The sequence below is a fragment of the Thermodesulfomicrobium sp. WS genome (assembly GCF_027925145.1).
GTDB lineage: Bacteria > Desulfobacterota > Desulfovibrionia > Desulfovibrionales > Desulfomicrobiaceae > Thermodesulfomicrobium.
In genome coordinates this window covers 2,046,049-2,058,380 of record NZ_AP027130.1, presented here as the reverse complement: position 1 = coordinate 2,058,380, position 12,332 = coordinate 2,046,049, and the positions used below count along the sequence as shown (strand labels likewise).

Sequence of the window (12,332 nt, the reverse complement as noted above, 5' to 3'; positions counted from 1 at the left end):
TTTTAGTGGCCGCCGTGACCGCGCTTCGTAAGATCAATGCCGATGTGAGCCATGATAAAGTCGGCAATGGTGCCAAATATAATGCCTACTACTGGAATTATGATGACGGTGACGATAGTGAAATAGAGGTGACTTTCGTTGTAGAGCGTCGCCCACCAATGGGAGATACCGCTGGTCCAGCGGGTGTCGGCAACGATCACGATGGAAGATCCTCCGCCTCCTGCAGCCAATGCGGTAAGCGGAAGCACAAGAAACAGAAAGGCAAGAATAGGGGAAATGAAACGTCGCATATCTCCTCCTTAGGGGTTACGAACCACCAATACAGAACACGGGGCATGGGAAACTACTTTGCCTGCTACGCTGCCCAACACGAAGCGGTCGATACCGCGTTTGGATCGGCTCCCCATGACGATGAAGTCCGCATGACGCTCTTCAGCCACGCGCAGGATGGCGTCCGCTGGGGATGGGCTTTGGCATACCTCTACCTGAGGAATGAGTCCCGCAGCCTTGGCATGGTGCGCGTACTCCTCCGCCTTGGCTTGCGTCTCTTCAAGGAGCTTTGTCTGCACCTGGGCAGCGTGGGCATAATCGCCGATGTCGGAGAAATCTTCCGCCACCATCAAGAGGACCAGCTCTGCTTCCGAGGCCTTTGCCTGGTGGATGGCCTCTTCAAGTACCGATGGAGCTTGGCTGGAGAGGTCCAGTGGGACCAAGATGGTTTTGATAGGTTTCCTTTTCCATTCCATACGTTTCCTCCTCAAGAAGGTTTGGGGGTTGTGCTTGTGCACGAAGTATCAAGCTCCGTGCCTTTGCTGACAACACGCTTTTTTTGTTGATTGTTTTTTGTGCGACAGGTCTTGCCTTGGCGGGATTTTTGCGCGATTGTTTGCGCATCGGAGGGTGGTATGCGTCTCTTTTCGCTTTCCAATATCGTTGCCTGTCGTCCCCGGCGACCCAGCCGGTTTGCGCATTGGAGTGTGCGTCGCAAACTGGCTGCAGCGGTTTTTCCGGTAGTATTGGGTGTTTTGGTGATAAGCGGAGCCCTGCTCATGCGCTCGACCCACTATTTCGTGGGAATGGCTGTAGAGCGGGTGACGCTGCTGTCCACTTTGGCGCAAGCCGACGCCGTGGCCGGGGTGTTCGCCACTTCGGTTCGATTGGCGGAACGCGCTTTTGCCGAGGCCGAGCCTTCACCTCAGGTTTTGCAGCAATTTTTGCGCGATGCGCGAATTGTGCTTGGCAATGGCGTGGTGGTGGAGGCGGCCCTGGCCGCCAGGCCTCCGCAGACCAGCGCCTTGGTGGTGGCCGATTCCCAGGGAGAACCTCTTGAGGTCCCCTTGCGCTGGGTCGCGCATATTCGCAATTCGCCGTTACCCGCGGATACCGCTGGCTTGGCCCCAGGGAGGCGACAATGGTTGGGGGTTGTCGATACGGTCTATCCCATTGAATTGCGGGGGGCTGATAACCAGCCGGTGCATTGGGAGGTGGTGCGGTGGGCTATGGGGCTTCCCGACGGCGCGGTATTGGTGGTTGGCGTAAGTTTGCGTGCAGTACGTAATTTCCTTGCTCGATACCATGGGGCGGATTCTCCCTTGGCTGGTTTCACGCGCACCCCAGGGCTGCGTTATTCCGTGCTCTTGGATCTTCAAGGCTGGATGTATCTGGAGGCGAGAGGTGATGTCTCCCCCCTTGCTCCACTGGATGTGGATGATGTGCGTTTTGGGTTTCAGGGGATTCAGGGGCGCGGGGCGTTGGAGGTGGCCTTTCGTCCTGGGCCAGAGTTTGAGAGTTATTGGGCGGTGGTGGCGGATCTTCAAGAGGGGCGGCATGGGGTGGCACGCTCGTTATGGTCACGCCGGGTAGGGAGCTCCGAAGGGGCTATCGTGGTGGGGTATGCGCCGGTGCGTTTTGCGGAAGATCCTGGGCAGCCGCCTCGGGTCGTGGCTGGCTTGGTGTATGTGGACCGCAGTCTGCTCGTGGCGCGCGCCGGTGAACAGCAGCTGTGGCTGATGCTGGGAGTAGGGGGGCTCACCATTGGCGTCCTCTCTTTGGTGCTTTGGGCCGTGGGCGCGGTCATCACCAGACCTCTTTTGCGTCTTGTGGAAGATGTGCGGGACTTGCAGGCCGGGAAATATGAGGAGTTGCCTCTGGAGCCGGAAATGGATCAGGAAACCGTTTTGTTGCGCCAGACCATCGGAGCGCTCATCCACAGCCTCCGTTGCAAGGATGCTGAGATCGTGCGCCGCGACAAGATGATGGAAAGTTTGCAGGCACGGGAGCCTGTGGCGTTGGAACTGCCGCCTGGCGATGGTATGGGTGTGGGGCTGGTGGGGATCAGCGCGGCAGTGGACCAACTGCGCGGGGTCATCGCCAAGGCCGCGGCTACGGACGCCGACGTGCTCATTGTGGGCGAGACCGGTACGGGCAAGGAGTTGGTAGCCCATGCCATTCATGAGTGCAGTCGCCGAAGCCTTGGTCCGTACATCACCATCAATTGTGGGGCGTTGGATGAAAACCTCCTCATGGACGCCTTGTTTGGCCACGTCAAAGGCGCCTTTTCCGAGGCCAAAGGTGAGCGCCAAGGGGCGTTTTTGGCGGCCAATGGGGGCACCCTCCTGTTGGACGAGCTCGGCAATGCCTCCATGCGCGTGCAGCAGGCGCTTTTGCGCGCCCTTTCCGCCCGTAAGCTTCAGCCCCTGGGCAGTGACCGCGAGATCCCCTTCGATACCCGTGTCATCGCTGCCACCAACGCCAATTTGGAGGACATGGTACGTCAAGGCCTTTTCCGAGAAGACCTCTACTTTCGCCTTCAGGTACTCACCATTGCCACGCCGCCTCTGCGGCAGCGCAAGGAGGATATTCCCCTTTTGGCTGCCCATTTCCTGCAGGCAGCCTGCGAGGCCTCTGGCCGATCACCGGTGCTTCTGAGCCGCGGCGCCGTGGCGAAGCTGATGGCCTACGACTGGCCGGGGAATATCCGCGAACTGAAAAATTGTATTTTGCGCGTGGCGGCCTTTGTGGAGACCGGGGTGATTCAAGCCGAGGATCTTCTGCTGGGCAATGGATTGGGTAACGGCGAGGGAGCTGCCAGCGCTTCGTTGCCGCTGGTGGCCAAGTCCTCCGAGCAATCTGTCCCACCTGCCGATGGTGGTGCCCGACCCCGGGAATCCCTGACCCCTCGTCAGCAACGCGGATTGGAATATCTGCGTGCCCATGGATCCATGACCCGGCAGCAATATGAATCCTTGTTTGAGGAACGCATTGCACCGCGCACCGCCCTTTATGATCTCAAGGAGCTGGTGCGGAAAGGATATGCCGTACTCGAAGGCAAAGGGCCATCAACGCGCTACGTGCTCGCAGAAGACCGCGAGTCCCAACACAGAGGAGAATAATGGTATGGCGGGCAGCGTTTTGGATGGGTTGCGCGCGTTGTGGCAATGGGCGAGGGGGCGCGGTGCTTCTTCTCGGCCCGCAGAGGTGGATGGCTCCTTCAAGGAGAAATACCATGCCTTTTTGCAGCTTTTGGAGAGCAATACCGAGCTGTTGCGCATCATTGCCGAGATGGAAGATGTTCTTGAACAGGGGCGGCCTCTCGGCCCTGGGGTGCCGCGCACCTGGGCCAGCCGGACAGTCTTTCATGCCTTGCGCATGCTGCGGAGCTTCGAGACCCTTGCGGGTCGCCCCGAGCCGGAATTGCACCGTCGTCTGCTCTCGCTTCAGGAGAGGATGGACGCACTGGTCCAGACAATGACCGGAGCTCCTTCGGGGCCGTGGATTCTCGCTGTGGAGGAGATCCATGACTCTCCGGCCTCCTTGGTCGGCGGTAAAGCCGTAACTATGGGGGCTTTGGTCCGGGCGGGGTTTCCTGTGCCGCGGGGGTTTGTGGTGACTGCTGCGGCCTGCGCCGCGGTGCTCCAGCAAAGCGAAAGTTGGCCTGAGATCCAGCACTGGCTTTTGACGGTGGATCCCAATGTTCCCACAACGGTGCGGCAGGCCTCGGAGGCGCTCAAGCAGGTGGTCCAAACCGTCCCCTTCCCTCCCGAGCTTGGAGAACAAATGGTACAGGCCATGGAGGCGTTGGCGCGTCAGTGTGGAATCGAGCTGGAGCATCTTCGTGTGGCGGTGCGTTCCAGCGCCGAGGACGAGGACGGCGACTATTCCTTTGCCGGTCAGTACCACACCGTGTTGGGAGTGGGTGTGGACGGCATGGAGGATGCCTACCGGGAGGTCCTCGCCAGTCTCTTTACCCCTGAAGCCATTGTGTATCGGGCGGCCTTGGGCATGGATTCGGTGGCCATGGCCGTGCTCGTCCAGGAAATGATCCCCGCCCGAGCTGCCGGGGTACTGTTTACCCGCGACCCCCGCTCGGGCCGAAGTCCGCATCTTTTGCTGGAGGCCGCGTGGGGGTTGGGCGTGGCTGTGGTGGACGGTTTGGTGGTGCCGGATCGTTGGGTTTTGGAGCGCACCGATGCGGATGTGGTCGTGACCGATGTCCAGCCTGGCGACAAGGCCCTTGCGGTGGTCCCCGTCCCGGGCGGCGTCAAGCACTGTCCGCTGCCGGAAACCCAGCGTCGGAGCCTTTGCCTGGATACGGCTACAGTTCTTGCCTTGGGCCGCCTTGGCGAAGCGCTGGAGCGTTTTGGAGGTGGGCCGCAGGATGTGGAGTGGGTGATGCGTGACAATGGCGATATCGTTATTGTCCAGAGCCGGCCTTTGGGATGCGTCCCGCAAGCGCAGCAAGAGGATCTCGTTCTGCAGGCTCCAGTACTTGTGAGCGGCGGCGAGCCTGCCTATGCTGGCGTCGGCGCTGGTCCGGTATTCGTGGTGCACGATGCCCACGACCTCGACGTGTTTCCCCAGGGCGCCGTGCTGGTGGCCAGCCATTCGTCGCCAGCGTATCTTTTTGCCTTGCCCAAAGCTGCGGCTGTGGTCACCGAGTTCGGCAGTGTCACTGGCCACATGGCGTCGTTGTGCCGGGAATTCCATGTCCCTTCACTGGTGGGGGTTCCAGGAGCCCTCGCGGCCGTGCGTCCCGGAGAGGAGGTGACGGTGGATGCCCGCGCCCGGCGGGTCTATGCAGGTCGTCTGGAGGCGCTGGTGGCTGGGGTTCGTGCTGCAGAGGCGAGCCCACGTCGTCGAGGGAGCGCGTACGCCATGGCTCGAGCCCTGTACGACCTCGTCGTGCCTTTGCGGCTGGTGGATCCCAAATCTCCCCAGTTTGCTCCTCAGGGGTGTCACACCATCCATGACATCATGCGCTATATCCACGAGCGCTCCTATGCGGAGATGTTCCGCTTGAGCGATTTGGTGGCTGATCACCAGGGGGCCACTCTACGGCTCGATGCCCCCACGGGTCTTGATCTCCACATTATTGATTTGGGTGGCGCCCTTGTCTCAAAAGCGGGGCAGGAAGGATGGGTGCGGCTTGAAGATGTGGTATCGCGGCCTTTTGCCGCGTTGCTGCAAGGTTTGGTGCTCGGCGAAGCGGCCTTGCGCCAGCCGCGGCCGGTGCATGTTGGAGGGCTGCTTTCCGTACTGCGTGAGCAGGCGCTGGGCGGCGCCCGTCCGGGGGAAGATCGCTTTGGGGAAAAGAGCTATGCCATTGTGTCCGATAAATATCTCAATTTCAGCTCCCGCGTGGGCTATCACTACGGGGTGCTGGACTGCTATTGCGGCAATACGGTGAATAAAAATTATATTTCGTTTGTCTTCAAGGGCGGGGCCGCTGACGACGCCAAACGCAGCCGTCGGGCCCGGGCCATTGCTGCCATTTTGGCTCGGCTCCATTTTCGGGTGGAAACCGTGGCGGATCAAAGTTTCGCCCGCTTCCATAAGGCCAGCGCCGAGGTCATTGCCGAGCGACTGGTGCATGTGGGACGATTGCTCCAATTTACCCGGCAGGCAGACATGCTCATGGTCAATGAAGCATGTGTGGACGCTATGGTGGAAAGTTTTCTGCGAGGCGATGCGTACTTTCAATGTCCTGTTTAGGGCGTTGTCGTGGTACGCATGCGGTCCACTGCCTGATGGACGGCGCTGAGGAGTTCTTCGAAGGAGCACGGTTTGAGGAGGAATTCTGCAGCGCCGTCCTGGAGAGAGCGGCTTGCAGCCTGGATATCGCCATGGCCGGTGAGGATGATGACCTGGGTAGCCGGGGCGCAGGCGCGCAGGTGGGGGAGGATGTCGAGTCCGCTCGGGCCAGGCATCTTGATGTCGAGGATCACTACGTCGAAGGGGCCGGCGTCTTCGAGACGGAGGAGAGCCTCGGGGCCGTTGGCGGCGGTGACCACGTCGAGACCTTTGGCAGTAAAGAGCTTGGCCATGAGCTGGCGGAAGCGGTCTTCATCATCGACGATGAGTACACGAATGGGAGACATAGATGGCCATCCTTGATGCGAAGATATGTCGCTTTGTGACTCGGTATAGGGCTGCGGTCAAGGCTGGAGTTGACACGCTGACCTTCTTGAGAGCGGGAATTTTTCAGAGACAGAGCAGGCCATCCGGCGAAACGATACCTGCTGCTTGGGAAGCGTCTCGGATACTCAAAATAGCACAACACCGATCCTTCGGGACAAGGATCGGTGTTGTGGTGGTTCAGGTCCCCCGTTGGACGATTTGCGCGAGACGATGCCCTCCTGAGCGCTTAGTCCGTGGTGCGTTTGAGCCAATAGAGAATACCACTTTTGAAGGGGAGCGGCATGGCGAGCTCCACGGTGGCAATGGCGCCGGTGCTCGTTTGGATGAACGCCGTTCCCTTGCTTTTTTCTCCCACATGAATGTTCGGAGTTAGAGCAAGTCCTTTGCCAAGATCTACAGAGACTGCAAAGGGATCTTCTGTATTGGTGAGTATCGGGACATAGTAAGGTGTCCCTGTTTTGTAATACACAGCATAAAGTTTGCTTCTTCCTTCTATTTCACACAAGTCGTTACTTGGTATATAAGTAGTGAAGAGCGTTGTGCCTCCCAATACCGCCGCTTGGCCAAGGACGCGTTCTAATGGTTGGGAAGGAAAATTCCGTTCCCAGCCAGGTTTTGATTCTGTCTGCGAGATCAAGCTGTCCCATGTAAGGGTTGTATTGGTGCTGCCCTCTGTTTTGATGACTTGAACACATGTCTTCGTGAACGTATTGCCGCATGTGGCATTGACGAGACTTATTTGCGTGCTGTTGAAAAGATCCGCTGCATTGACAGCGCTCCATGTCTCCGTACCGTTGGATTTTGGCTCTTTGATACCGTAAAAAGACATTCCTTGAGATTGCTGGATATCGTTGCGAGTAAAGAAACGACCGGTTCCAGCGTAAACCCAGATGTTTTGCTTTTCATCCAAGGCAATAGATGCGGATGCGGAAAATGGTTTTTGGGCGTTGAGAAGTGTAGAATTTCCTATCCACGTAACAATATTGGATGACTCCTGGGTGTCGTTGGTTGTGAGCCGGTACATCTTCCCGGTTGCATTGGTTGGATCTCCCGCAATAGATCCATAGTAGACTACGTCTGCCTTGAATTCCTGGTTTGCATCATTTTTCCCAACATCCAAGTCGACAGCAACTGGGTCACCAATAAAAGATCCTGGTTCGGTTTCTGCGAAAAATGACGTGGAATTGGAGAGAAATGTTCCTGTAGCGTCCAGAGTTCGGATCGTTTTTTGTGTTATCAGTGCCTTGAGGTCAAGGACAAAAAGTTTGCCCGCTTGGTCGCTAGTGGCCAAATTGATTGTATTGGGGTCAGGTTCGCCCGCGCTGTTGGCCGGGCCAGAGCCGAATACGAGATACCAATTGTTGTCAGAAGCCGTATTGGCATTGGGCGTGCTCATGGGCATCACCGTGGGATAGCAGGTGGTGAATCCCATGCCGGGAAGACGGATTTCCGCCAAGGGTTGGGGGCCGAGTTCTGGGTCGGTGATGTCGAAAATGACATACGCGGAGCCCATGATACGGTCGGTGGCGTTGTCAAAGCCGGGAAGGCCAGTCTTATCGAGGTCTGCTCGGATTTTTCCGCCTCCAAAACGCATGCCGGCGACCAACAAGGTCCCCCAACCTTGGGGATGGGTAGCATTGTCGTTGGGAGTGATGCCGTCTGTCTGGAAAAATACTCGGGCATCGAAGACCCGTGGCTTGAGATCCATGTAGGAAACATGGAGTTGTCTCCCGTAGGACGGATCCATGAGCCAGTAAAGGTGGGGAAGCAGATTGTATGGGATGTATGCCCATAGTTCCGATCCAATTGGAAATTGTGTCTTTCCGTCTTGGGTTGTGTCAAACCCTTTTCTGGTACTATTATAAAATCCTGCATTGAAGGCATGTAGCATTCCGTCATTTGCGCCGACGTATACAACATTACGTCTGTTTTTGTATTTTCCAACAAAATCTTGGTATGTCTTGTCTTTATAAATAAGATGATAATTTTCTGCAGGTTTGCCGACTACCGTTGGCGTGGAGAAGACGACATCTCCAAGACGCCAAGTATACGACGTTCCGTTTTCTACATAACGACGGCTGCGTGAGGCATTGACCGCGATGCCGGCGATGGTCTCGCTCGATTGATCCGCCCCGCGGATGAAATCCACCTGGCGGCGGGCAAGACCTTCGAGGAGAGCGGCAAACGCGCTCGAATTGCTGGTCCGGAGTGTATTGTAGGCCGCTGGCGTATCCTCGAATGAGGGGTATAGCGTCAAATAGGCGTAGAAATCCGTAGAGTTGGTGAGACCTGGAGAGTATGAGGCATCCGGTGGCCATTTGAAATGCTGGATCTCGCCGGTTTCCACAACGCCGTTGGCGTTCTTGTCGGCAAAGGTGATGATGTATCGGTTGGCTGTTGTTGCATTGTAAAATGAACGCTGTGCCACAACAGACGAATTATCGATTTGATTGAGCCAGTTACTGGATGTCCATATATAATGAACATCAAAAGGATTGTTCAATAATTCTATTGTTGCATTTTGTTCTTCTGGATCAAGCTTTCCATTGGCATTGACGTCCGTATATCGATAAATATTGAGGTCTTGATAGCGAATAATCTTGTCGTATTGGATATCAAGTTGTCCGTTGCCATTGGTGTCTTCACGGATATTTCCTTGGGGATCGACCAGCAGCGCGTGGACTTGGCCTGCCCAATGAATGGTATTTCCCGCTTCATCTCGGAATTCTGGGAAGAATATCGATTGATAAACAGCACCTTCACCTTCTCGGGATTGAGAAATCACGGACGCTGCCGAACCGGATGCCGTCCGGCGGAGGATATCCGCGAACGCTTTATTGAGCTGCTCTTCAAGCTTCGTTGGGTTGGCGACGTAAAAATAGGTATCAGGAACGCCATCGTTGTTTTTGTCCCACTCGGAGGTCAAATCAGGGATGCCGTTATTATTGCTGTCTTCAAATCCCCCCCATTTGGCGGCGTACCACAGTGGTGTCTTGAGGAGGCTGGCGCCAGGGGTGGAGCCAGGAGTGAAGAATAGCGTGGAAGTCAGTGGCAGAGGTCCTGGGTCATTGGGGGAGTCAAGATAATAGTCGGGGTCGCTGTCTGCAGCGGTGTCTTTATCGCGCACAACCAAGTACGTGCCGTCAGCAGTGGTTCCGGAGATGACATAGCCCATGTGCTGAATGATACCTCCAGCAGCATATTCCGATGTCAGAGTGATTTGAACCGTATTGTTGGCAAGCACTTCGTAACTATATCGGACAATGGCATCCATATCATGATCTGCACCTTGTTCCACATCTTCAAAATTGACGCGAAATCTTCCGCTGGTTGCATTGATTCCCTCCACAAAGAAATCAACAATGGTATTTGTTGGCTGGAATGCTCCTGGATCAGAACTAATGCTGGATCCACCAACGGATTTTGCAAATGGGACCATAGTGATAGTGCTATTGCCGACGGGTATTTTGATTTCTGGAAGCGGCGAAGAAAGCGCCACTATGTATGAAATCATGGATTGTGTTCCATTGACAGGATTGAGATCGGTGGTTGCTCCATAGTTGGTGATTGCTGCACTGTAGAACGAACCTTGTTTGGTAGGCTCTTCCGGACAAAGGCCACGAATAGATCCAAATCCAAGGACGGATTTTGGAGTGCATGCACCATTATATGAACTTGACTCGCCGATAAAATACGTTCCATTGATGGATTCTGTATTGGAAATGTTCTGGGAACGTGTTTGGACGTTGAGTCCGGAGAGTGTAGAAGTAAACGTGCTATTCCAGGCGCTGCCTGGAAGTTGATCGGAGTCGTAGGAAGGAAAGATATCGGAGATAGCGATCATGACTGGCTTGGCACAGTAGTTGGAAGCATTATACGGGTTGTTCCATGCGGCCAAAGGAAGTCCAAGCTGATTATCGTCTAAGTTCACATCGGTACTGCTATAAGTAAATGCAGGGGTGGCATTGCCTGCTCCGGCGAAGTAGCGTTCTGTTTCGTACATCATTTCTGCCATGGGATTGCCCCACATCCGGCATTCTCCCTCTTTGAGGGGTCTCGTCGTAATCCATCCACAATTTTCATTATAATCGAAATTAGAGTCATTTCGAAATCCATGAATTCGAAGTCGATCAATAGTTGCTATAATTCCGCCTATGGAACTATTGTCAAGATAGAGGAATTCTCCTGTTGTACTGTTGATCTCGCGAGAGATACTTCCAATATTTTGGCGCAGGACTCCACCAGAAAGATTCTTGGTATAGGATCCAGTGATCAAGCCAAAGAGCATTTTGTCTGATTCGCCATGGCGCTGGAGAATGCCGATGGGTTTATACGTCCCGTTGGGATAGAGCTTGCAATTCGGTTCAGGCATTGATGCGACACCTACCTGAACACGAAGAATGTAGTCCGTAATGACTGCAGTATCCACCAAGTTGTAGGTGGCATGAGTCATGTTAGAGAGACCAAGGGTGCTGTTTGCCGGAACGATATCCCATTTATTTTTTTTAGAAACATTATACCAATATAAGTAATAGTTTGCTGATCCCGAAGCTTCTTCGTGGCGAAATTCGATTGCATGCTGCCCTGATGTAAGAGCAACTGTTGCGTTGTGTGTTTTGCAGTCACATTTGCCATGTCCTCCATACCATCCTACAACAACATTGCCGTCAATAAGGAGTTCAACGGCATCATCACCGTCAATGGCAAATGTATAGTTTCCAGAATTGTTGGTATTCAACGTTCCAGAAAAGATCGTGAGGAAGTTGTCGTCATTGCCAAATGGATTGTCTGACCCGTCAATAGTTATCGTATCTCCGGTGGTATTCCCAAATTGCCGACTTGGCGTTGCATAGGTGGCGACCATGGTTTGAAACCCTGCCGCATTGGCAGGGTGCCCAGGATGGCTGGTGCTTCCGCCAAAGTTACTTTTGACCACTGGACGCTCGGTGGCGACCCATTCCCAAATACGGGCTGAGCTATTGGGAAGAACCCGTAAAAGTGGGGCGCCGTCGGTGCCGAGGGCGGTTGTGGCGATGAGATGGCGACGACCGGAAAGGGGAAGATCGAGAGGCGTGTATTCGCGGATATCATACCCATCGCGGGCGATACTTTCGTATTCTTTTCCAAAAGAATGGGCGTCTTGAGGGATATACGCCCGTTCCAACACGGTTTCTGTTGCAGTATCGGTGCTGCGATATCCTCCATAGAGCACCTTGCGGAGACAATCCATGCGCGTCATGCTGACATAGTTCAGAAAGTCACCGCTCCAATAGGGCCCATCAGGGGCCTTCTTGGTGGTGGTGACTCCACGGGGTTCAAATCTCCCGGCCGCGTTATTGTATTCGTAATATTTAAAGGAATCAAAATAGCCGTAGTAATTGATCGACGGTTTATAGCGAATATCGAGATCTCCATCACCATCGATGTCAGAAGCATCGTTATAGGCTTCGTAGTATAGGCGATGATCTCTGGCCATAGTGAGCATGACCATCGGTGGTAGACTGTTAGTCAAAAATGGTGGAACGTAATTATACTGCGAGGCAACTTCTGCCCATGCAAAATTTCCTATGGAAAAAATGGCCCATCCAAACAGAAAAATTGTAACGAGGCGGCGCATGCTATCACCTTCCTTCGATTTCCAGAGCATAAATACGAAAGCCTTCTTTTTGGATGCGAACGCGTGTCTTTGGTGTCAGAAGATGGGCTCGATCTGGGACATCATACCATCGGTCATCATATTTAATGCGGGCGGTTCTGATGAATACGTATCGAATGTGGTCAATTTCTACTTGATAGCCACCCGTATCGTACCATGCTGGTTTGGTCACAGTCCCCTTGGACCATGGCATGGCAAAAGCCATCAGATGAAAAAGAATCATCATCACAAGGAGAGAAAATACTTTCATGCGCGACCT

At 54.6% G+C, this 12,332-nt stretch carries 7 protein-coding genes; 2 read left to right on the top strand and 5 right to left on the bottom strand.

Annotation, left to right across the window (positions count from 1 at the left end; translation table 11 throughout):
* Positions 1–2 precede the first annotated feature (2 nt).
* On the bottom strand, positions 3–290 hold the full coding sequence (locus QMF81_RS09845; RefSeq protein ID WP_281750631.1) for a DVU0150 family protein: 288 nt from the start codon (positions 288–290) through the stop codon (positions 3–5).
* A 9-nt stretch (positions 291–299) separates the two neighbouring features.
* Entirely contained in the window at positions 300–746 is a 447-nt protein-coding gene (locus tag QMF81_RS09840; protein WP_281750630.1) for a universal stress protein, read from the bottom strand.
* A gap of 159 nt (positions 747–905) precedes the next feature.
* Here QMF81_RS09840 and QMF81_RS09835 point away from each other — a divergent pair, with 159 nt between their 5' ends.
* Both QMF81_RS09835 and QMF81_RS09830 read left to right on the top strand, forming a co-directional pair.
* Positions 906–3,392 carry a sigma-54 dependent transcriptional regulator gene (locus QMF81_RS09835; protein WP_281750629.1) on the top strand — a complete coding sequence of 829 codons (2,487 nt, stop codon included), beginning with the start codon at positions 906–908 and terminating at the stop codon, positions 3,390–3,392.
* A 4-nt stretch (positions 3,393–3,396) separates the two neighbouring features.
* Positions 3,397–5,991, top strand: coding sequence for a PEP/pyruvate-binding domain-containing protein (locus QMF81_RS09830; protein WP_281750628.1), 2,595 nt, complete (start codon positions 3,397–3,399; stop codon positions 5,989–5,991).
* Here QMF81_RS09830 and QMF81_RS09825 read toward each other — a convergent pair.
* From QMF81_RS09825 to QMF81_RS09815, 3 genes are all read right to left on the bottom strand, one after another.
* A complete protein-coding gene (locus QMF81_RS09825) occupies positions 5,988–6,377 on the bottom strand; it encodes a response regulator (RefSeq protein WP_281750627.1) in 390 nt (129 codons plus the stop codon). The genes QMF81_RS09830 and QMF81_RS09825 overlap by 4 nt on opposite strands.
* Before the next feature lie 266 nt (positions 6,378–6,643).
* A complete protein-coding gene (locus QMF81_RS09820) occupies positions 6,644–12,034 on the bottom strand; it encodes a PA14 domain-containing protein (RefSeq protein ID WP_281750626.1) in 5,391 nt (1,796 codons plus the stop codon).
* A 4-nt stretch (positions 12,035–12,038) separates the two neighbouring features.
* On the bottom strand, positions 12,039–12,323 hold the full coding sequence (locus QMF81_RS09815; RefSeq protein WP_281750625.1) for a hypothetical protein: 285 nt from the start codon (positions 12,321–12,323) through the stop codon (positions 12,039–12,041).
* Positions 12,324–12,332: the final 9 nt, after the last annotated feature.